The 20,190-nt window shown below is 68.6% G+C and carries 19 protein-coding genes; 12 read left to right on the forward strand and 7 right to left on the reverse strand.

Annotated features, from left to right (window positions below):
- Positions 1-14 precede the first annotated feature (14 nt).
- Positions 15-1,187: an LLM class flavin-dependent oxidoreductase gene (locus tag VK92_RS32435; protein WP_021156762.1), complete on the reverse strand. Its 1,173-nt coding sequence runs from the start codon at positions 1,185-1,187 to the stop codon at positions 15-17.
- Between the two features lie 465 nt (positions 1,188-1,652).
- Between VK92_RS32435 and VK92_RS32440 the strand changes: the two genes are divergently transcribed.
- The 4 genes from VK92_RS32440 to VK92_RS32455 are packed head-to-tail and all read left to right on the forward strand — an operon-like array spanning position 1,653 to position 5,492.
- Positions 1,653-2,729 (forward strand): ABC transporter substrate-binding protein, encoded by a 1,077-nt coding sequence (locus VK92_RS32440; RefSeq protein WP_048021686.1) that lies wholly within the window; start codon positions 1,653-1,655, stop codon positions 2,727-2,729.
- Positions 2,730-2,769: 40 nt separating this feature from the next.
- Positions 2,770-3,867, forward strand: a complete 1,098-nt coding sequence (locus VK92_RS32445) for a PhnD/SsuA/transferrin family substrate-binding protein (RefSeq protein WP_021156759.1) — start codon at positions 2,770-2,772, stop codon at positions 3,865-3,867.
- The gene (locus VK92_RS32450) at positions 3,867-4,682 is read left to right on the forward strand and encodes an ABC transporter permease (RefSeq protein ID WP_048021683.1); all 816 of its coding nucleotides are present in this window, start codon (positions 3,867-3,869) and stop codon (positions 4,680-4,682) included. Before VK92_RS32445 ends, VK92_RS32450 begins: the two co-directional genes overlap by 1 nt.
- Positions 4,683-4,703: 21 nt before the next feature.
- Positions 4,704-5,492 carry an ABC transporter permease gene (locus VK92_RS32455; protein WP_048021681.1) on the forward strand — a complete coding sequence of 263 codons (789 nt, stop codon included), beginning with the start codon at positions 4,704-4,706 and terminating at the stop codon, positions 5,490-5,492.
- Here VK92_RS32455 and VK92_RS32460 read toward each other — a convergent pair.
- Together VK92_RS32460 and VK92_RS32465 are read right to left on the reverse strand one after the other, a co-directional pair.
- Positions 5,483-6,610 carry a sigma-54 interaction domain-containing protein gene (locus tag VK92_RS32460; RefSeq protein ID WP_048021679.1) on the reverse strand — a complete coding sequence of 376 codons (1,128 nt, stop codon included), beginning with the start codon at positions 6,608-6,610 and terminating at the stop codon, positions 5,483-5,485. The genes VK92_RS32455 and VK92_RS32460 overlap by 10 nt on opposite strands.
- 130 nt (positions 6,611-6,740) lie before the next feature.
- Entirely contained in the window at positions 6,741-7,421 is a 681-nt protein-coding gene (locus tag VK92_RS32465) for a class II aldolase/adducin family protein (protein ID WP_048021677.1), read from the reverse strand.
- A gap of 380 nt (positions 7,422-7,801) precedes the next feature.
- Between VK92_RS32465 and VK92_RS32470 the strand changes: the two genes are divergently transcribed.
- The 4 genes from VK92_RS32470 to VK92_RS32485 all read left to right on the forward strand — a co-directional run bounded on the left by VK92_RS32470 (position 7,802) and on the right by VK92_RS32485 (position 12,648).
- On the forward strand, positions 7,802-9,085 hold the full coding sequence (locus VK92_RS32470; protein ID WP_021156753.1) for a lipase family protein: 1,284 nt from the start codon (positions 7,802-7,804) through the stop codon (positions 9,083-9,085).
- Positions 9,086-9,227: 142 nt separating this feature from the next.
- A complete protein-coding gene (gene groES / locus VK92_RS32475) occupies positions 9,228-9,518 on the forward strand; it encodes a co-chaperone GroES (protein ID WP_027790739.1) in 291 nt (96 codons plus the stop codon).
- A 12-nt stretch (positions 9,519-9,530) separates the two neighbouring features.
- Complete coding sequence (gene groL / locus VK92_RS32480) at positions 9,531-11,171, forward strand: chaperonin GroEL (protein WP_021156751.1); 1,641 nt, start codon at positions 9,531-9,533, stop codon at positions 11,169-11,171.
- 184 nt (positions 11,172-11,355) lie between these two features.
- Positions 11,356-12,648: a hypothetical protein gene (locus tag VK92_RS32485; RefSeq protein ID WP_048021744.1), complete on the forward strand. Its 1,293-nt coding sequence runs from the start codon at positions 11,356-11,358 to the stop codon at positions 12,646-12,648.
- Between the two features lie 227 nt (positions 12,649-12,875).
- Here the strand turns inward: VK92_RS32485 and VK92_RS42645 are convergent, their stop codons facing one another.
- Positions 12,876-13,031 carry a hypothetical protein gene (locus VK92_RS42645; protein WP_156187217.1) on the reverse strand — a complete coding sequence of 52 codons (156 nt, stop codon included), beginning with the start codon at positions 13,029-13,031 and terminating at the stop codon, positions 12,876-12,878.
- Positions 13,032-13,091: 60 nt separating this feature from the next.
- On the opposite strand from VK92_RS42645, the gene VK92_RS32490 reads away from it, so the two are divergent.
- From VK92_RS32490 to VK92_RS32505, 4 genes are all read left to right on the forward strand, one after another.
- Positions 13,092-13,463, forward strand: a complete 372-nt coding sequence (locus VK92_RS32490) for a DUF6697 family protein (protein ID WP_048021675.1) — start codon at positions 13,092-13,094, stop codon at positions 13,461-13,463.
- Positions 13,464-13,510: 47 nt separating this feature from the next.
- Positions 13,511-13,729, forward strand: a complete 219-nt coding sequence (locus tag VK92_RS32495) for a hypothetical protein (protein WP_021156746.1) — start codon at positions 13,511-13,513, stop codon at positions 13,727-13,729.
- A gap of 137 nt (positions 13,730-13,866) precedes the next feature.
- On the forward strand, positions 13,867-14,388 hold the full coding sequence (locus tag VK92_RS32500) for a PTS sugar transporter subunit IIA (RefSeq protein WP_053076248.1): 522 nt from the start codon (positions 13,867-13,869) through the stop codon (positions 14,386-14,388).
- Between the two features lie 48 nt (positions 14,389-14,436).
- Positions 14,437-15,330, forward strand: a complete 894-nt coding sequence (locus VK92_RS32505) for an acetylglutamate kinase (protein WP_048021673.1) — start codon at positions 14,437-14,439, stop codon at positions 15,328-15,330.
- A gap of 41 nt (positions 15,331-15,371) precedes the next feature.
- Here VK92_RS32505 and VK92_RS32510 read toward each other — a convergent pair whose 3' ends face one another.
- The 3 genes from VK92_RS32510 to VK92_RS32520 form a co-directional block, all read right to left on the reverse strand.
- Positions 15,372-16,520, reverse strand: a complete 1,149-nt coding sequence (locus VK92_RS32510) for a porin (protein ID WP_048021672.1) — start codon at positions 16,518-16,520, stop codon at positions 15,372-15,374.
- A gap of 676 nt (positions 16,521-17,196) precedes the next feature.
- Complete coding sequence (locus VK92_RS32515; protein WP_048021670.1) at positions 17,197-19,197, reverse strand: family 2A encapsulin nanocompartment cargo protein cysteine desulfurase; 2,001 nt, start codon at positions 19,195-19,197, stop codon at positions 17,197-17,199.
- A complete protein-coding gene (locus VK92_RS32520; protein ID WP_021156739.1) occupies positions 19,172-20,104 on the reverse strand; it encodes a family 2A encapsulin nanocompartment shell protein in 933 nt (310 codons plus the stop codon). The genes VK92_RS32515 and VK92_RS32520 overlap by 26 nt, the downstream gene beginning before the upstream one ends.
- Positions 20,105-20,190 lie beyond the last annotated feature (86 nt).

Genomic DNA, 20,190 nt, shown 5'->3' on the forward strand with positions numbered 1-20,190 from the left:
GAATGCCGTTGCGCTCACGCGCCGGCCACGCGCAGCGCCGCCTGCGTGCCGCGCGCGTTCAGCGCGCCGTCGACGAGCGGCAGCACTTCCTCGCCCACGCGGTACGCCTCCTCGAGATGCGGGTTGCTCGCGAGGATGAACGTCGACACGCCGATGTCGACGTATTCCGCGAGCCGCTCGGCCACCTGCTCGTGGCTGCCGACGATCACGCAGCCGGGACCGCCGCGAATCTGCGACATCCCGGCCCACAGGTTCGGGCCGACGATCAGGTCGTCGAAGTGCTGCGTGTTGCCCTGGTGCAGCGCGAACTGGCGTTTCGCACCGACCGATTCCGACGACTCGCCGCGCCCGCCGAAGCCGTTGCGCGTCGCGTCGCCCACCGTCGCGAACATCTGCCGCAACTCGGCCCACGCCTGCGCCTCGGTCTCGCGCGCCAGGATGTCGATGCGCATGCCGAAGCGCAGGTCGCGCTCGGCGTTCTGGCGATCGAGCGCGCGGCGGGCCGCATCGATCACCTCCTTCTGTTTCGCGAGCGGCTCGCCCCAGCTCAGGTGCACGTCGCCGTGCTTCGCGGCGACCGCGAGCGCGGCATCGCTCGCGCCGGCCAGGTAGATGCGCGGCGGTTTCTGGCCGCTCAGCGGCGGCAGCAGGCCGCCGCCTTCGACGCGGTAAAAGCGTCCGTCGAACGTGAACGGCTCCCCGGCCGCGACACCCTTCACGACGTCGAGGAACTCGTCCGTGCGCGCATAACGGCTGTCGTGGTCGATGAAGTCGCCGTACGCGCGCTGGTCGGGGCCGCCGCCGCCCGTGACGACGTTCCACTCCACGCGGCCACGGCTGATCCGCTGCAGGCTCGCGGCCATCTGCGCCGCGTAGACGGGATGCACGAAATGCGGCTGCAGCGCGATCAGGAGCCGCAGCCGGCGCGTCTCGCGCGCCAGCGCGGCCGCCACGACCCACGGCTCCTCCGTGAAGCGGAAGATCGGGATCAGCGCGCCGTGGAAGCCGGCGATATCGGCCGCGCGCGCGACCTGCGACAGATAGTCGATGTAGCCGAATTCGTCGTCGTCGACTTTCGGCGCGACGCGCGACGCGCGCTGGCGGTTCCATTCGCCGCGTGTATGCAGGTCGTGTGCGCGCCTGCCGTCGCCATGCATCGGCAGGCGCCACAGAAATTCAACAGCCATCGGGGTTCTCCTGGTCGGGCCATTCGGATTGCGTGCGGCATCGCCGTGCCGCCCGTGTGCAGCGCTGTAAAGCACGCGGTGTGCCAACCCGTTCACAGCAACACCTGCGCGGCCGCCTGCAAACCTGCGCGGCGCCTTGCACGCCAAGCGCCGACGGCAACCGGATCGCCCCCGCCCGGCCGTGGCCGGCACGGTCGCGACAGGCCCGTGCCGTGCTGCTGCATCGGCCGCACCGCTGCTGCGCGCGCAACAGCGGCCCACGCGACTGTTGCTGGCGCAACAGGCCACGCATCGACACACGCATCGGCCTTTCCGCGCGACGCCCGCACCGCGTGCGGCCGCGCCGTTTCCGTTCACTGGCCCGGAACTTGCAACGCTGACCGGCCCGCGCGTGCGCACCGACACCGAGCGGCACCGCGCGCGACCGCGCTTCGACCATGCTTACGCAGAGAGGGAATCTCACACATGACAGACAGGCCCGATTCGTCATCGGACAAGCAGCAGACGTTCTGGTACGCCCGATCGCCCGTGCCGACGCCGCTCGGCATCGCCGTGCATCTCGGCTGGCTCAACGGCGAGACGTCGGCCGACGGCGTCGCGATCCGCTCGCCGCGCGGTGCCACGCGGCACGACGTGTCGTCGATCAGCGACCACACGCTGGCGCAGTCGTTTCGCCAGGGCGGCAGCATCCCCGCGATGTGGGCGCGCTCGAACGGCGCGAACACACGCGTGATCGGGCTGTCGTGGGTCGACGAATCGCAGTTGATCCTCGCGCGGCCCGAGTCGGGCATCCGCTCCGTGAAGGCGTTGCGCGGGCGCCGCGTCGCGATCCCGAGCCGCCCCGACGACCGCATCGACATCTTTCGCGCGTCGGCGCTGCGCGGCTTCGTCAACGCGCTGAGCCTCGACGGGCTGACCACCGCCGACGTCGAACTCGTCGACGTGCGTGCGCGCACGCTGCAGGCCGTCGGGCCGGCGCGCGCGGCAGACCTGTTCGCGTCGCCGCACGGCTTCTCGAGCCGCGCGCTGTACGCGGCCGAAGCCGGCTCGCTGCTGCGCGGCGAGGTCGACGCGATCTACGTGAAGGGCTCGACCGGCCTCGAGATCGCGCAGCTGATCGGCGCGCACGTCGTGATCGACATCGGCTTTCATCCGGAGCGCTCGATCCGCAACAACAACGGCACGCCGCGCCCGCTGACCGTCAACGCGGACGTGCTCGCGAACCATCCGGACATCGTCGCCGGCTTCCTGAAGCTCGTGGTCGCGGCCGGCGAATGGGCCGGCACGCATCCCGACGAAACCGCGCACTACGTGGCCGGCGAAACCGCGTCGTCGATCGACTGGGTCCGCGCCGCGTACGGCAACCAGCTGCACCGGCACCTCGGCGTCAACCTCGACGACGAATCCGTCGCCGCGCTCGACGAGTTCAAGACGTTCCTGCACGACCGGGGTTTTCTGGAAGCCGACTTCGACGTCGCCGACTGGATCGACCCGCGCCCGCTCGCCGACGTGCTGCGGCCGTCGCGGCAGAAACGCGCGTGAGCCTCTTTTCCGCCCACTGATCCCGACCATCATGAAACACATGCTCTCCCTCGCTTCGCTGCGCCGCCCGCTGCGTGCGCTGTTCGCCGCGCTGCCGCTTGCCGCGGCATCGCTCGCCGCACCGGCCGCGCACGCGGACGATGCGCCCAAGGTGGTGCGAATCGCCGTCGTCGCCTATTCGGGCGGCGGCAAGACGCAATACGCGGGCGCCTCCGCGCTGATCGACGCCGACAAGTCGCTCGAGAAGGCGCTCGCCGCGCGGCACGTGAAGCTGCAATGGGTACCGGTGTCGACCGCGGCGGTCGGCACGCTCGTCAACGAGGCGTTCACGAACGGCAGCATCGACTTCGCGGGCTACGGCGACCTGCCGTCGGTCGTCGTCAACGCGTCGGGCACGCATACGCGCCTGATCGTGCCGGGCGGGGTCGGCAGCAATACGTATCTCGTCGTGCCGGCCGGCTCGAACGCGAAATCGATCGTCGACCTGAAAGGCAAGCGCATCGCGCTCAATCGCGGCCGGCCGTGGGAAGTCACGTTCAGCAAGCTGCTCGCCGAGAACGGGCTGAAGCTGTCCGACTTCAGGATCTACAACCTCGACCCGCAGGCCGGTGCGGCAGCGGTCGCGGCCGGCCGCGTCGACGGTTTCTTCACGCTGTCCGACGCGTATTCGCTCGTCGACAAGAACGTCGGCAAGATCATCTGGTCGACCAAGACCGCGCCCGACGACTGGAAAATGCGCGCGGAACTGTGGGCATCCGACGATTTCGTGCGGCGCTACCCCGACATCACGCAGCTCGTCGCGACCGCCTACGTGCGTGCCGCGCACTGGATCTCGCAGCCGCAGAACCGCGATGCGTACGTGAAGATCCTGAGCGCGTCCGGCCAGCCGGAAAGCGTCGTGCGCCGCGAATACGCGGACGAATCGACGCCGTGGAAGGAGCAATGGACGCCGCTCTTCACGCCCGCGCTGACCGGTCACTACCGCGACGTGGTCGCGTACAGCCGCCAGGCCGGCCTGACGTCCGCGCCGGTCGACGTGAACGCGCTGCTCGCGCCGACGTTCGTCGCGACCGCGCTCAAGCAGCTCGGCCTCGACGGCTACTGGCGCGCAGACACGGCGCGCGTCGCGAGCCGCTGATGCCGATGCACGCCCTCGCGTCGAACGGCGCACGCGCGATCCGCCTGCCTGGCGTCGCGCGGCTCGGCGGGCTCGCGCTGTGGTGGGCCACGCCCGTCGCGTTCGCCACGTTGTGGTGGCTCGCGAGCACGTTGCGCTGGTTCCCGCCGCAGCTCGTCGTGCCGCCCGGACGGCTCGCGGCGACGCTGCGCACCCTGCTCGACACCGGCGAGCTGCGCGACAACCTGCTGATCACGCTGCATCGCCTCGCGCTCGGGTTCGTGATCGGCGCGGCGGGCGGAGCCGCGTTCGGCATCCTGCTGGCGCGCAGCCGGCTGTTCTCCGACTACCTGCGGCCGACGTTCGACCTGCTGCGGCAGGTGCCGACGCTCACGCTGATTCCGCTGCTGATCCTGCTGATCGGCGTCGACGAGCCGCTGAAGCTCGTCGTCGTCGGCAAGGCCGTGTTCTTCCCGGTCGCGCTGGCCGCGTACACGGGCGTGCACGACGCGCCGCGCGACCTCGTCGAGATGGCGCGTCACTACGGGCTCGGCCGCTTCGCGCTGCTGCGCGACGTGCTGCTGCCGGCCGCGCTGCCGCCGCTGCTGACCGGCGTGCGGATCGCGCTTGCGCGCGCGTGGCTCGCGCTCGTCGCGGTCGAGCTGCTCAGCGCCGACAGCGGAATCGGCCAGATGATGGAACTCGCGCGGCAGATGCTGCGGCTCGATGTCGTGCTCATCGACGTCGCGGTGATCGGGCTGATCGGCTTCGCGATCGACCGGTCGATCGCGCTCGTGCAACGCTACGCATTGCGCTGGCAAGCGCCCTCGCGCTGACCTGACTGGATACGCTTCGAAATGACGCTCGCCATACGCTCTCTCTCGCTCGCCCCGCTGCGCCGCCGCGCGCGCGGCCTCGTCGTGCCGGCCCTGCTCGTGGCCGCATGGCAGTTCGCATCGTCCGGCGACGCGGCCCATCAATACGCATTCGTGCCATTGCAGCAGGTGGGCGCCGCGCTGGTCGAACTCGCCCGCAGCGGCGAACTCGCGACCGATCTCGGCGCGAGCCTGCGCCGCACGACGCTCGGGTTGGGGTTCGGCGTCGCGGTCGGGCTTGTATTCGGCGCGGCGATGGCACGCTCGACGCTCGCGCGCAAGCTCGGCGAGCCGGCGTTCCAGGCACTGCGCTACGTGCCGCTGCTCGGGCTGATTCCGCTGCTGAGCCTGTGGGCCGGCACCGGCGAATTCGCGAAGGTGCTCATCATCGCGCTCGCCGCGTTCTACCCGATGACCACCGCCAGCTTCGACGGGCTGCGCCGCGTCGATCCGCGCTACGTCGAACTCGCGCAGTCGTATCGCCTGACGCGCATCGGCCTGTGGCGCGACGTGCTGATTCCCGGCGCGCTGCCCGACCTGTTCGCGGGCGTGCTGCAAGCCGTGCCGTTCGCGTGGATCACCGCGACCAGCAGCGAGCTGCTGTTCAACGCGGGCGCGGGGGTCGGCAGCCTGATGCAGAACGCGCAGGCCGGCGCGCGCGCCGACGTGCTGCTGGTCTGCGTGCTGGGGGTGACGGCGCTCGCCGTCGGCATGAGTGCGCTATGCGAGCGGATCGCGCAGCGCGCGCTGCGCTGGCGCGATCACGCCTGACGGCGCAGCCGCGCGTCGGCGTCTCCTCCGTCACCCGCGTCGCGCGGCTTCAGGATGCCGAGCTGCGCGAGCCGCGCACGCACGATGTTGCGCGACTGGTCGAGCAGGCGCGACATGCGCAGCTGGTTGTGCTCGCTGTACTCGAACACGCTGCGGTAGACGGTGTCCTCGATGTGCTGCCAGAGCGACGGCGTGCCGAGATCCAGCAGCTCGATCACCGCATGGCGCAGCGCGTCGGTCGCCTCGGCCACGTCGCGCGCACGGCGCGGCGGTGCCGCCGCCGGGGGGCGCGGGTCGTCGGCATCGGGCGCGAGCGACAGCGCGGAGAACTGCAGGTCGCCCACATCGATCGCGCCACCCGCGCAGATCAGCACCGCGTGGTGGATCACGTTCTCGAGTTCGCGGATATTGCCCGGCCACGCGTGCGCATGCAGCCGTGCGCGCGCGGCGTCCGTGAGCGTCGGCGCGGCGACGCGCAGCCGCTTCGCATAGGTGTCGATGAAGTGTTCGATCAGCGGCGCGATGTCGCCGAGGCGCTCGCGCAGCGGCAGCAGGCTCAGCTTCACGACGTTGAGCCGGTAGTAAAGATCCTCGCGGAAATTGCCGGCGCGCACCGCGGCTTCGAGGTTCACGTTGGTCGCCGCGACGAGCCGCACATCGATCTTCACGGTCTTGCGCGAGCCGACCGGCGTCACCTCGCGCTCCTGCAGCACACGCAGCAGCTTGACCTGCGCGGACAGCGGCAGGTCGCCCACCTCGTCCAGGAACAGCGTGCCGCGATTCGCGGATTCGAACCAGCCGGGCTGGCTGTTGATCGCGCCGGTAAACGCGCCGCGTTCGTGGCCGAACAGCTCGCTTTCGATCAGCGTCTCGGAGAATGCGCCGCAGTTGACCGCCACGAACGGGCCGTCATGGCGCTCGCTCAGCGAGTGCACGAGGCGCGCGATCAGCTCCTTGCCGGTGCCGCTCTCGCCGGTGACGAGCACGGTCGCGTCGCTCGGCGCGACGAGCTGGATGCGCTCGAGCAGCACCCGCGATTTGGGATCGTCGAACGTCAGCGCCTTCGCACGGATCGTGATCGCATGCGAATTCGGGTCCGGCAAACTGAAGATGGCCATGGCACGACCGGCGTATTGAACGGGGAAGGTCCGACGATAGCAAGGCGCGCGCCGGGGATGAACCAATTCATCGAGCTATCGGTATGACGGCGGCCGGATTGCGCCGGCCGCCGCGCGAGCTCACGCGATGTCACGCGAGACCGGTCATCTTCCATTGCTGCTCGAGCGCGCCCGGCCCGAACTCGAGCGAGCCGCCGAGCGGCTCCGCGAGCGCCTGGAAATACGCGGCTTCCTCGAGGATCAGGATGTACTTCGACACGTCGAGGATCGATTTTCCCCAGAAGGTTGCGCCCCCGTTCGCCTCGATGATCGCCGGTACCTCGGGGTCGCGGCGGATCGTGTCGACGATGAAACGCGGCTCGCCGGGACGACGATCGACGTACACCGGAATCTCGCGGGCGCGCGTGTAGCGCGCGGCCGGCGCATAGCGGATCGGCAGCGGGCGATGCGCGCTCGCCCATGCGCCGAGATACGGGCCGTGCACGTGGATCACGACACCGACGTCCGGCGCCTCGCGGAACACGTCCGCATAACGCGGCCCGTTGCCGCCCGCGCGTGCGTCGCCATGCAGCACGTCGCCGTCGAACGTCACGACGACCGGCTGGATCTCCTGCGACGCGGCCCACGGGCTCGGCGCCGACAGCGCGACGACGAGCTCGGTGCCCGGCACGCGCTGGAACGCCTGGAACGTGTTGGTCGCGGACAGCGTGCGCGTGTCCTTCAGCACGCGTGCAGCCTGCGTGAATTCGCGCGTGGCGCGCTCGACGAATGCCGCGAGTTCGCCGCTGTCGATGGTTGGGGTGACGGACATGAGGACGGTTTCCTTGATCGGGTGGACGGAAAGGATCGCAACGCAACGTCGCGACTCACGCCGACCGGATCAGCAGCAATCGTGCCAGCCGGGCGCGCACGCATCGAACGCCCGCGCCGCGGTGCGGGCCTGTCATGCACGACGCACGCGGCACGATCCATGCACCCGCCTTTGTTGCGGGAGCAACAGCCCGCCGGCCCGAATTGCTGCGCGACGCGCAGCCGGCGCATGCGTGCGGCGCACGCGGTGCGACGCAACGGCCCGTCGCGCCGCGCGCCGCACACGCAACGGATGCGCTGGTTCGAAACTTGCGTCGTGGTCGGCCCGCGCCATGCACCGTCCGGCGCTTCCGATCCGATCTCATCGACCTCCATCCGACCATGACGCTTCCCCCCCTGCGCGGCTGCGCCGCGCGCGCACTGCTGGCTTCGGCGCTCGCCGTATCGTCCTTCCTCTCGCACGCGGCTTCGCCCGGCCGCGTTCCCGCGCCCGACCCGCTGCAGGGCGACGGCCGCGTGTCCGCGTTCTATACGTGGGACCGCGACATTCCGGCGACGCCCGGCGCGCTGCTGCGCACCGAGCCACTGCCCGCGACGCTCGGGCTCGCGAGCGCAGCGCGCCAGTTGCGAATCCTCTACGCGTCGACCGACGGTGTCGGCGGTCACACGCCGATCGCCGTGTCGGGTGCGCTGTTCGTGCCGCGCGGCACGCCGCCCGCCGGCGGCTGGCCGATCGTCGCGTGGGCGCACGGCACGTTCGGGATGGCCGACATCTGCGCGCCGTCGTGGTTCGGCCGCTCGTATCGCGACGTGCGCTACCTTAACGCGTGGCTTCAGCAGGGGTTCGCCGTCGTCGCGACCGACTATCAGGGGCTCGGCACGCCGGGCCCGAATCCGCAGCTCAACAACCGCTCGAACAGCTACACGCTGCTCGACAGCGTGCGCGCGGTACTCGGCGGCGTGCCCGGCCTCGCGAACGAGGTCGTGCTCGTCGGCCAGTCGCAAGGCGGCTCGGCCGTATTCGCGGCGGCCGGCTACGCGCCCGCGTATGCGCCCGAACTCGCGATCCGCGCGACCGTCGCCACCGGCACGATCTACAACGCATCGCCCGCCACGCTCGCGTCGCTGCCGAAGTTCGACAGTGCCTACCGGCGCGACCCCGAGCGCGTCGATCCGACACTCGCGTACCAGTTCTACTCGGTGCTCTCCGCCCAGCAGATCGACCCGTCGCTGCGCGCGGACGAAGTGCTGACCGACCAGGCGTTGCCGATCCTCGAACAGGCGCGCATCGGTTGCCTCGCGTCGCTCGAGGACGATGCGGCGCTCGCGCACCTCACGCATGCGAACACCGTGAAGCCCGGCGGCGATGCCCGGCTGAAAGCGTGGTGGGACGCGTACCTGACGTACCCGACGCTGAAGATCGCGACACCCGTCTTCATCGGCGCGGGCGCGGACGACGGGCTCGCGCCGCTCGAACTCGCGCTCGCGAAGGACGCGTGCGCGGCGGGCACGACCGTCGAGGCGCACCTGTATGCGGGCCGCGAACACAACGGTACCGTGAACGCGTCGCTCGCCGATTCGATTCCGTTCGTGAAGCGCGTGCTTGCCGGCGAGACGATCCACCCGGTCTGCACGCCCGCCGCGCAGCAGGCCGTGTCGCGGTAACGCGCGCCGCGCGCTTTGCACGCCGGCGCGAATGCATTTCCGAATCCGTTATTGGATCGCGCCGCCGCGCATTTTTATACTCGTCAGCACTCTCTTCCAAAGAGTGCCAGCCAATCTCGACAGAACAGCACAGGACGAACCTATGAGCCTACGCCCCTTGCACGACCGCGTAATCGTGAAGCGACTCGACCAGGAAACCACCACCGCGTCGGGCATCGTGATCCCCGACAGCGCCGCGGAAAAACCCGACCAGGGTGAAGTGATCGCCGTTGGCCCCGGCCGCAAGGATGCGGACGGCCAGCGCATCGTGCCCGACCTGCAGGTCGGCGAGCGCGTGCTGTTCGGCAAGTACGCGGGCCAGGCCGTCAAGCTCGACGGCACCGAGTTTCTCGTGCTGCGCGAGGAAGACATCGTCGCAGTCGTCAACCAGTAACGGAGCGAAATCATGGCAGCGAAGGAAATCATTTTCAGCGACGTCGCACGGGCCAGGCTGACCGAAGGCGTGAACATTCTCGCGAACGCGGTAAAGGTCACGCTCGGGCCGAAGGGCCGCAACGTCGTGCTCGAACGCAGCTTCGGCGCGCCGGTCGTCACGAAGGACGGCGTGTCGGTCGCGAAGGAAATCGAACTCGCGGACAAGCTGCAGAACATCGGCGCGCAGCTCGTGAAGGAAGTCGCGTCGCGCACCAGCGATGCGGCCGGCGACGGCACCACGACGGCCACCGTGCTGGCGCAGGCGATCGTCCGTGAAGGCCAGAAGTACGTCGCGGCCGGGCTCAATCCGCTCGACCTGAAGCGCGGCATCGACAAGGCCGTCGCGGCGGCCGTCGACGAGCTGAAGAAGATCAGCCGTCCGACCACCACGAGCAAGGAAATCGCGCAGGTCGCGACGATCTCCGCGAACGGCGAGGAATCGATCGGCCAGCGCATCGCGGAAGCGATCGACCGCGTCGGCAAGGAAGGCGTGATCACCGTCGAGGACGGCAAGTCGCTCGCGGACGAGCTCGATGTCGTCGAAGGGCTGCAGTTCGATCGCGGCTATCTGTCGCCGTATTTCATCAACAATCCCGACAAGCAGATCGCCGAGATCGAAAGCCCGTACATCCTGCTGCACGACAAGAAGATCTCGAACATCCGCGACCTGCTGCCGGTGCTCGAACAGGTCGCGAAATCGGGCCGGCCGCTGCTGATCATCGCGGAAGACGTCGAAGGCGAAGCGCTCGCGACGCTGGTCGTCAACAACATCCGCGGCATCCTGAAGACGGTGGCCGTGAAGGCGCCGGGCTTCGGCGACCGCCGCAAGGCGCTGCTCGAAGACATCGCGATCCTGACCGGCGGCCAGGTGATCGCCGAGGAAACGGGCCTGACGCTCGAGAAGGCGACGCTGGCGGAACTCGGCCAGGCGAAACGCATCGAGGTCGGCAAGGAAAACACGACGGTGATCGACGGCGCGGGCGATGCGAAGAACATCGAGGCACGCGTGAAGCAGATCCGCGTGCAGATCGAGGAAGCGACGTCGGACTACGACCGCGAGAAACTGCAGGAACGGGTCGCGAAGCTCGCGGGCGGCGTGGCGGTCATCAAGGTTGGCGGGGCCACCGAGATCGAGGTGAAGGAGAAGAAGGACCGCGTCGACGACGCGCTGCACGCCACGCGCGCGGCCGTCGAGGAAGGCATCGTGCCGGGCGGCGGCGTCGCACTGATCCGCGTGCGGCAGGCGATCCGCGAACTGCAGGGCGTGAACGCCGACCAGAACGCGGGCATCAAGATCGTGCTGCGCGCGCTCGAGGAACCGCTGCGCCAGATCGTCACGAACGCGGGCGAGGAGGCAAGCGTCGTCGTCGCGAAGGTGGCCGAAGGCTCGGGCAACTTCGGGTACAACGCGCAGACCGGCGAATACGGCGACCTCGTCGAATCGGGCGTGCTCGATCCGACCAAGGTCACGCGCACGGCGCTGCAGAACGCGGCGTCGGTCGCGGGGCTGCTGCTGACGACCGATGCAACCGTCTTCGAAGCGCCGAAGGATGCGGCGCCGGCGGCTGCGCCGGGCGGCCCGGGTGCGGGCGGGCCGGGGTTCGACTTCTGACGGCGTGTCGCGTGTGCCGGTTCGCCGGCATGCGCGACTGGCACGCACAGCAAAACGCAGGCAACGCGTGGCGACGAAAGTCGTCACGCGTTTTTTGCATGTGACTGGCGAAAACGGGCGGCGTGCCGGCACGCCGGCGCGCTCGGGTAAGATGAACGCCCGTCCGCCGCCCGCCGTCCACGCCATGCCGACCGTACAAACCATTCTCGACGACTACGAACGCCTCGGCTGGAGAGGCAACGATCCGATGTCGCAGATGCTGGCGCTGCGACGCGACAATCCGGCCGCGCTCGCCGACCTCGTGATCGCATCGTTCGATCGGGCGTTGCCACATGCGACGTTCCTCGATGCCGCACTCGACCTGATGGACGACCTCGCTTTCGCGAAGACTGCGGCCGAAGCGTGGCAAGACGTCCGCAACGGCGCGTGGAACGAGCGGCTCGCGAGCGTGTTGTCGAGCGTGGTGATGCAGACGCCGCAGGTATTTTCCGATCACTGGGACGTGTTCCTCGACATCGCCACCACGAAGCGGTCGCCGCGCGTGTACTACGAGGAAAACGCGTGGCGGATGCTCGATCCGGCGACGGTCGATGCATGGCGCGGCCGGCTTGCCGAGCCCCCCTCCGGCGACGACGCGGCGCGCGAACGCGCCATCGCGCTGCTTCATTCGCGACACCCCGCGGCCGTTCGCGACGCGGCGGCGTGGCTGTTTTCCGACGATCCGGGCAAGTGCGCAAACTGGCTCATGTCTGCCGGCTATGCGCAGGAACACGACACGTTGCGCGCGCTGCATGGCGAGTCGCCGCTGCACATCGACTTCGGCCCGACGCTGCGTGCGCCGAGGCTCCGCGAGATGCCGAAGTGGAAACGCGAGATCGACGCGCATCACCCGACCTGGCACGCACGCGATTCGCATCGATCGGGCGCGCGCTTCGGCGGCGTGTCGACGCATCGATGCGGCCTGTGTCACGAGCCGCTGCATCGGTTGTTGACGCTACCGCAACCCGCGGCAGCCGGCATCGACAGCGCGACGCCGGTATCGTTCGACACCTGCCTGTCGTGCGTCGGCTGGGAGAGCGACGGCCCGCTGTTCCACCGGCACGACGACGCAGGCAACGCCTGCGCGCACCCGTCCCAGCAACGCGACATCGCGATCCAGCCCGAGTATCCGGCCGCCGCGTTCGTGGAAGCAGACGTTGCACTCTTCGCGGCGCCGGCACGCTGGACGCGGCAGGACTGGGGCGAATCGAACGACAGGCAGAACCTGAGCCGTGTCGGCGGCGCACCGTCGTGGGTACAGTCGGCGTGGTATCCCGACTGTCCGGATTGCGGCCGCAAGATGTCATTCGTCATGCAACTCGACTCCCACTTTCCGCAAACGGACGGCGGCGAATGGCTGTGGGGCAGCGGCGGCGCGAACTACACGTTCTGGTGCGCGCCGTGCCGCACCAGCGCGCATCTCTGGCAGTGCACGTAGTTCACGGCGCGATCCCGCACCGGCCACGCAACCTTTACGACCTTTTTACTTGCGCCCGCGCATGCGTTCACTAGAATGTGTTCGCAATCGATCCATCACCGAGTACGCACCATGCGCATCCGAAGTCCTCGCCCTCCGAGTTGCTTTTCTGCCTGACAGGCAGGACGCCTGCGTCTCTCTTTTCCCGAGCCACCGTCCTGCCCGCAGGCGGACGGTGCGCGCCGTAGTCATTCCCGTGCACGCTTGAACACGACGTCGATGCGTTGATCGCGCGTCGTGCGGGCAAGCGTGTTCCCGCGGAACATCCCTTGCAACGTCGCGCCATCGATCCGCCCCCTCAGGCAACGATCGACTGGCATGCCCGCATCCGGCATGTCGATCATGTCGCATTGCTTCGCATCCCTGATTTAATCCACTGAATTTCCCGATACCGGAGCCCGATCATGTTCGAGATCGACAAGCAGTACACCCGCGAATTCATCCATACCGCGTGCGGCGGCAGCAAACAGGCATTCCTGCCGACGAAGAACGGCAAGGTCGTCGCCGCCTGCCTGCGCACGGACCTCAACCCGCATGCGCCCGACGTGATCCTCTGCGACGGCAGTGCATCCGCGCGCGCGGCCGGCAGGACGCTCGCCGCGCAACGCGATGCGATTCCGGTGTTCATCCGCATGGCAACCGACGCATACCGCTTCGTCGGCCGGTACGTCGTCAGCGAATCGCTCACCGCACCGCTCGACTGCGCACCCTACGTGCGCAACAGCAGCTTCACGCCCGGGCAGATCTCGCGCGTGCTGAAGCTCAAGCGCTGCTGACGCGCGCAGCGCACGCCTTCCCGGTCGCCTTTCATCAAGGAGCAATCATGCTTGGCCTGACGTTCTGGAAACACGTGATCGGCACACGACCCGATGCCGCCCGCGACGATCGCGCAACGGCACTCGGCCGGCACCGCGTGCGCTCGAGGACGCTGGTGCTGACGAGCGCCGCGGTGGCATTTGCGGCGATCGCGTTCGGTGCGCCGGTCGTCGGCATTTCGGTGTTCCTGCTCACGACGTTGCCGTTCGTGCTGTCGGGTACCTGACGATGTCCTTGTCGGACACGCGGCGGACGCCGTCGCAATCGATACGAAATTTTAATGCGGCGCCCCCGCGTCTCTGACACCGTCTTTACGCGCCTTTGTCTAGGATTTCCCTGTCATCCCGACACGGAGAGATCCGCATGCAAACGCAGCAGGCCGCCATCGGCGGCCACCCCGACCTTCCCCGCCGCCGCGTCGCCACGCCTGCCGCGATCCGGCTGGCCGACGCGTGCCCGCCGCACAACATCCTGCTCGACGTGCCGGTCGAAAGCGCGACCCAGTTGTTCGACCTCGCCGCGCGATACATCGAGCGCGGCAGCGGTGTGCCGGCGGAGCGCATCAGGACCGAACTGATCAGGCGCGAACAGCTGGGCTCGACCGGCCTCGGCCAGGGCGTCGCGATTCCGCATGCGCGCATCGACGGGCTCGGCTCGGCCGTCGCGCTGTTCGTGCGCGCACTGTACCCGTTCGCGTTCAACGCGCCGGACCGCAAGCCCGTGCGCGAATTCATCGTGCTCGCCCTGCCGAAAGCTGACGATCGCGCGCACCTCGAACTGCTCGCCGACGCGGCGCGGTGTTTCAGCGATCGCCCGTTCCGGCAAGCGTCGCGCGACGCGCTGACGCCCGACGAGATTCACCGGCTCATGCAACGCACGCATTGACGCCGCACCGTGCGGCGTCAGGCACTCCCTTCATCCTTCCGGATTCCCATGTTCCCAGACCCTGAAAGCTCCACCCTTACGTCGCATCGCGTGGCCGGCCTGGCGCGCTCGCTGCCGTTCATGCAGGCCCTGCACGGGCAGACCGTCGTCATCGTCGACGGCGGCACCGCGAGCGACGCGCGCGCCCGCCACGCGTTCGCGCAGGATGTCGCGCTGCTCGCACTCACCGGTGTTCGCCCGATCGTCGTCCAGGGCGTGCCGGCCGCACCCGGTACGCAATCGATCCACGCCGTTCATGCGGCGATGGCGGGCGTCAATCATGAACTGGTGCGCCTGATCGGCAGTCACGGCGCCAAGGCGATCGGCATCGACGGCCATGACGGCGGCCTGCTGGTGGCGAGCGCCCGTTCCGACCGCACTGACACGAGCGCGGTCGCCCGCTTCGACGGCACAGCGCTGAACGCGTTTCTCGAGAACGGGCTCGTGCCCGTCGTGATGCCGGTCGCCCCGGACGACGCAGGCCATGATCACCTGCTGCGCGCGGAACGGCTCGGCAGCCTCTTCGCGCAGCGCACGGGCGCCGTGACGCTGGTGATGATGGTCGACGGCACGCTGCTGCGCGAACTCGGTGAGCTCGCCGGGCTCTATGGCATCACGGAACTCGAGCAATGGCTGGCCGAGCATCCGGCCGCAATCGCAGCGCCTTGCGTGCGGGACGCGCTCGATGCGCTCGCGCACGGCGTGCAGAACGTCCATCTCGCCGATATCGGGCAACCCGAATCGCTGATCGACGAACTGCTGACGGAGGAAGGATCGGGGGTCGTGTTCTGCCGGCGCGGCAACACCGACCTGCTAGCGGAAACCCGCCGCTACTTCGCGGATTCGGCGAGCGTGCTGCGCGACGGCTTCAACGTCGAGCAGAAGCAGGTCGTGCGGTTCTGAATCTTGCAGCAGAAACGCTCGCCGCGCGGTGCGCCGTAACGTCAGAACATCTGGCGCAGGCCGACGGCAGCCCCGACGTTGTTGGTCCTGCCGATCTGGTCGACCTTGCCGGTGAGCCGGTTGGTGGCACCCGGGTAGTCGGCCGCGAACGCACCGTTGCCGCGCGAGAAATCGACCGTGCCGTAGACCTCCGTATGCTTGGACAGCGCATACTCGGCCAGCACGGTCGCCGAGTAGTTGATCCCGGAGCCGAGCGTGCCGTCGAGCCGCTCCGCGTTGCGTGCGTGGCCGTAATAGCCGGCCACCGTGATCAGCAGCGGCGCGGTGGCCTGCCAGTTGGCGCCGACGTAGAACGTGTCGTCGATGCGGTTCGGGCTCCCGCCGCTCAACGCCGGTGCGCCGGCCTGCTGCATGTTGAAGTCGGTCGTGCCCGTCTTGTCCTGGCCGTGCAGCCAGCCGGCCAGCAGGCGGACGGAGGGCGTCACCTGATACGCGCCGCTCACGTGCAGAAAGTTCACCTTCGCGCCGTTGGTCGCACTGCCGTTCACGGACGACACCGAGGTCTGCTGGAAGCCTGCGTTGATCGACGCGGGCCCTTGCGCGTAGGTAAGCTCGACGCCGTACGTGCTGTCGAGGCCCATCGCACCGGCATGATTGCCGAAGCCGTAGATCGCATCGACGCTGAACCCGTTGTACGTGAATGCGTACTTCACCGAGTTCGGCACCGTCAGGTAGTTGCCAATGCCGTTGTACGCCCAGCTGTCTTGCCAGTAGTCGCCGACGGTCATCGGATCGAATACGTCGCCCATCGTGTCGTACAGCGGCGCGTACTGGTTGCCGAACGTCAGCGTGCCGTATCGGCCGCTCGACAGGCCCACGTAGGCCTGCCGGCTGAACAGCGTGTTCGCGACGTGCAGCTTGCCATCGCCCAGCTCGAAACCGTTCTCGAGACGGAAGATAGCCGACAGCCCGCCGCCGAGATCCTCGCTGCCGCGCAAGCCCCAGCGGCTGTGCGTTTCCGGGCCGACCGTCATTCCGATCAGGTCCTTGCCGTCAGGGCCGGCATTGGTCTGATAACGGATCGCCGTATCGACGAGGCCATACAACGTAACCGAACTCTGCGCGAACGCGCACGATGCTGACATCGTGAAAGCGGCGCCGATACAACCGGTGACAACGGTGCGTCTCATGAAAGGCCTCCCTGAGCCATTGATTTTGTAAGCAGTCCGACAGTATTCGTGGACGGACGCCATTACTGCGAACGGGAGAATAATCGGCCATATTCGCGGCACCTATTACCACTTCTGGATTGGACCTTTCCAGCGTCGTCAACAATCGCTGTCGTGCACGATGCGGCGGCCCGGCGCGATCGAGATCCGCTGTCGCGGCCTGCCGGACGGCGGGCAAATCACGTGCAGCCCCGATGAATCGCACCGTGCCGAAACGCGGCACCGACGGTTCGATGCCCGGCTGTCGGAGCATGGCCACGGCGCGCGGAGCGGGAACGATCCCGACACGGTGCGTCCTTCGCGACCGGATGCCCCGGCGTCGAATCAGGCTGGGGCGGCATCGATCCGGAATACCGCGATCGCGCAGCGCCGCGCCAGCGCGACGACCGGCTCTGGCCGCCGCGGCGGGATGCCAGGAACAACGCACGGCGCAATGGCGCTCCCGTCGATGCGCCGTTGCCGATCCGGTGCCAGGCCGTGCCCGATACGACGGCCGGGCCATGGAGGATGGAGCGCGACGGATAGATGCTCACGGAACGTCGAGCGGCGCGCCATGCCCGCATCGCCACGCAAATGAGCCCGCTTGCGACAGCCCGTTGCCGGGCGCCCCAAGCGGGCTCCTCGCAGACGGCATGCGTCAGCGTCGCGTCGCCAGCCTTCTCACGACGCTCACCAGCGCGTCGACTTCGTCGCACGTGTTGTAGAACGCGAGCGACGGCCGCACCGTTGCCTCGAGCCCGAACCGCCGCAGGATCGGCTGCGCGCAGTGATGCCCCGAGCGCACCGCGATGCCCTCTTCGTTCAGCGCCTGCCCGACTTCCTCGGTTTCATAGCCCTTCAGCACGAACGACAGCACGCTCGCCTTGTCGCGCGCGGTGCCGACGAGGCGCACGCCCGGCACCGGTGCGAGCACGCTCGTCGCATACGCGAGCAGGTCGTGCTCGTAGCGCGCGATGTTCTCGATCCCAACGCGGCTCACGTAATCGAGCGCGGCACCCAGCCCCACCGCATCCGCGATGTTGCCGGTGCCGGCCTCGAACCGGTTCGGCGGCGGCTGGAACACCGTGCGCTCGAACGTCACGTCCGCGATCATGTTGCCGCCGCCCTGCCAGGGCGGCATGTCGTCGAGGATCGCGCGCTTGCCGTACACGACGCCGATCCCGGTCGGCCCGTAGATCTTGTGCCCGGAGAACACGAAGAAATCCGCATCCAGCGCCTGCACGTCCACGCGCATGTGCGAGATCGACTGTGCGCCGTCGACGAGCGCCTTCGCGCCCGCCCGATGCGCAAGATCGACGATCTCCTTCACCGGCACGACCGTGCCCAGCGCGTTCGACACCTGCGTGACGGACACGATCTTCGTGCGGTCGTTGAGCAGCTTCCGGTATTCGTCCAGCAGCACCTGCCCCGAATCGTCGACCGGAATCACGCGCAGCTTCGCACCCTTGAGCGCGGCAAGCTGCTGCCACGGCACGATGTTCGCGTGATGCTCGAGGTTCGACACGATGATCTCGTCGCCTTCGCCGACGTTCTGCACGCCCCACGACTTCGCGATCAGGTTGATCGCCTCGGTCGTGCCGCGCACGAACACGATCTCGTCCGGCGACGACGCGCCGATGAAGCGCTGCACGGTTTCCCGCGCATGCTCGTAAGCATCCGTCGCGCGGCCGGCCAACGCATGTGCCGCGCGGTGGATGTTCGAGTTCTCGTGTGCGTAGAAGTATGCGAGGCGGTCGATCACGGCCTGCGGCTTGTGCGTCGTCGCCGCATTGTCGAACCAGACGAGCTGCTTGCCGTTCACGCGCTCCTGCAGGATCGGGAAATCGCGGCGAATCGCGTTCACGTCGAACGGCGGGTGCGCGCCGCGATACAGCTGACCTTGCGGCTCGGCGGCGTGCGTCTCGTCGATGAAATAACGCGGCACCTCGCTGCCCGATGCGCGCGACGCCGGCACGTCGCGATGCACGGCGAGCAGTTCGCGCAGCGCGTCGTCGCCCGGCAGCCCGAACGCTTCCGGCGACGCGAGGCCGTTCGACGGCACGACGATGTCCTGCGGCGTCGCCTGCCAGCCCTGCAGCGAACCGTCGGTGAAGTAGTACGGCGATGCCTTCGCCGCACCGTCCGGCGCCGGCGCATTCACTTGCGGCACACCGAGCGCCGCGCCGCCGACGCGTGGTTCGAGCGCGGGCGCGATCGACACGGCGTTGTCGGGCAGCCCGTTCTGCGCGGCCGCATGCGGCGCGAGCGCCGGTGCGCGGTTGCCGAGCGACAGCACGTGGGTCGGTGCGGACGGCGCGAGGTTCGCGCCGGGCACTTTCCCTTGCGGGAGCGCGAGACCGGGCACGCCGGTGCCCGCGCCGCCCGGCCCCGCGAGCGGCGAGCCGCCCGGAACCGGGTTGCTCACCGACGCAAGGATCGGCGCGGCGGCCGGCAAGGCCGACGGCACGCCGCCGACCGCACCGCTGCCCGCCGACACCCCGGGCGCGGTGGCCTGACCGGGCGGCGTCGAGAAGAACTCGGACGCGAGCCGCGCCAGCGTCGCGGGATCGGGCAAGCCGGCCGGCAACGGCGCGTGCGGCAGCGCGTGCGCGTCGCCGCCCGCCAGCCCGGGATTAACGGTAGGTGTCGGGATAGTCATGGAACTTGGCGATTTCGACGTCATCGAGGACAGCCAGCGCATCCGGCGAATGGACCGCGAGCGAGCAATACAGCGAGATCAGGTACGACGCGATCGCCTGGTTGTTGATCCCCATGAAGCGCACCGACAGGCCCGGGCCCTGCTCGCCCGCGACACCCGGCTGATAGAGGCCGACCACGCCCTGGCGCTTGTCGCCGACGCGCAGCAGCAGGATCTTCGTCTTGCCGTCCGCGACCGGCACCTTGTCCGACGGGATCAGCGGAATGCCGCGCCACGTGAGGAACTGCGAGCCGAACAGGCTGACCGTCGGCGGCGGCACGCCGCGCCGCGTGCATTCACGGCCGAACGCGGCGATCGCGAGCGGGTGCGTGAGGAAGAACGCGGGCTCCTTCCACACCTTGGTCAGCAGCTCGTCGAGGTCGTCCGGCGTCGGCGCGCCCGTCAGCGGGAAGATCCGCTGGTCGTCGGTCACGTTCGCGAGCAGCCCGTAGTCGGGGTTGTTGATCAGCTGGCTTTCCTGCAGCTCCTTGATCGTCTCGATCGTCAGGCGCAGCTGTTCCTTGATCTGGTCATGAGGACTGCTGTAAAGATCGGAGATCCGCGTATGCACGTCGAGCACGGTGCTCACCGCGTTCAGGAAATACTCGCGCGGCTGTTCTTCATACGGCACGAAGGTCTGCGGCAGCACGCTTTCGTCCTCGAGCTGCGTGCACGCGGCACGCACGGCTTCCGGGTTCTTCACCTGGTTCAGGCGATAGATGCCGGCCTCGACCGGCACCCATTGCAGCAGATGGGTCAGCCAGCGCGGCGTGATCGTGGAAAGCTGGGGGACGGTCTTGGTAGCGTTCGCTAGTTGGCGGGCGGCGTGATCGCTCAGCGCAGCCGTGCCGCTTGCAACGGTCGACATGTGTGGCTCCGGGTTCTTAAGATGAAAAACGGGATTGCTTATGACGCTGGGTGATTATCGGAAGCACGCACCTGCCGGCTCAACAT

Source organism: Burkholderia sp. LK4, assembly GCF_001043615.1.
In the GTDB taxonomy this organism is placed as follows: domain Bacteria; phylum Pseudomonadota; class Gammaproteobacteria; order Burkholderiales; family Burkholderiaceae; genus Burkholderia; species Burkholderia cepacia.

Bases quoted from the DNA above. Each gene is read 5' to 3' on its own strand.
- VK92_RS42645 (WP_156187217.1), bottom strand. From the start codon at position 13,031: ATGATCGACATGCCGGATGCGGGCATGCCAGTCGATCGTTGCCTGAGG.
- VK92_RS32460 (WP_048021679.1), bottom strand. From the start codon at position 6,610: ATGGCCATCTTCAGTTTGCCGGACCCGAATTCGCATGCGATCACGATC.
- VK92_RS32500 (WP_053076248.1), top strand. From the start codon at position 13,867: ATGCAAACGCAGCAGGCCGCCATCGGCGGCCACCCCGACCTTCCCCGC.
- VK92_RS32485 (WP_048021744.1), top strand. From the start codon at position 11,356: ATGCCGACCGTACAAACCATTCTCGACGACTACGAACGCCTCGGCTGG.
- VK92_RS32510 (WP_048021672.1), bottom strand. From the start codon at position 16,520: ATGAGACGCACCGTTGTCACCGGTTGTATCGGCGCCGCTTTCACGATG.
- VK92_RS32450 (WP_048021683.1), top strand. From the start codon at position 3,867: ATGCCGATGCACGCCCTCGCGTCGAACGGCGCACGCGCGATCCGCCTG.
- VK92_RS32455 (WP_048021681.1), top strand. From the start codon at position 4,704: ATGACGCTCGCCATACGCTCTCTCTCGCTCGCCCCGCTGCGCCGCCGC.
- VK92_RS32445 (WP_021156759.1), top strand. From the start codon at position 2,770: ATGCTCTCCCTCGCTTCGCTGCGCCGCCCGCTGCGTGCGCTGTTCGCC.
- VK92_RS32515 (WP_048021670.1), bottom strand. From the start codon at position 19,197: ATGACTATCCCGACACCTACCGTTAATCCCGGGCTGGCGGGCGGCGAC.
- VK92_RS32435 (WP_021156762.1), bottom strand. From the start codon at position 1,187: ATGGCTGTTGAATTTCTGTGGCGCCTGCCGATGCATGGCGACGGCAGG.
- VK92_RS32495 (WP_021156746.1), top strand. From the start codon at position 13,511: ATGCTTGGCCTGACGTTCTGGAAACACGTGATCGGCACACGACCCGAT.
- groES (WP_027790739.1), top strand. From the start codon at position 9,228: ATGAGCCTACGCCCCTTGCACGACCGCGTAATCGTGAAGCGACTCGAC.
- VK92_RS32490 (WP_048021675.1), top strand. From the start codon at position 13,092: ATGTTCGAGATCGACAAGCAGTACACCCGCGAATTCATCCATACCGCG.
- VK92_RS32470 (WP_021156753.1), top strand. From the start codon at position 7,802: ATGACGCTTCCCCCCCTGCGCGGCTGCGCCGCGCGCGCACTGCTGGCT.
- groL (WP_021156751.1), top strand. From the start codon at position 9,531: ATGGCAGCGAAGGAAATCATTTTCAGCGACGTCGCACGGGCCAGGCTG.
- VK92_RS32440 (WP_048021686.1), top strand. From the start codon at position 1,653: ATGACAGACAGGCCCGATTCGTCATCGGACAAGCAGCAGACGTTCTGG.
- VK92_RS32520 (WP_021156739.1), bottom strand. From the start codon at position 20,104: ATGTCGACCGTTGCAAGCGGCACGGCTGCGCTGAGCGATCACGCCGCC.
- VK92_RS32465 (WP_048021677.1), bottom strand. From the start codon at position 7,421: ATGTCCGTCACCCCAACCATCGACAGCGGCGAACTCGCGGCATTCGTC.
- VK92_RS32505 (WP_048021673.1), top strand. From the start codon at position 14,437: ATGTTCCCAGACCCTGAAAGCTCCACCCTTACGTCGCATCGCGTGGCC.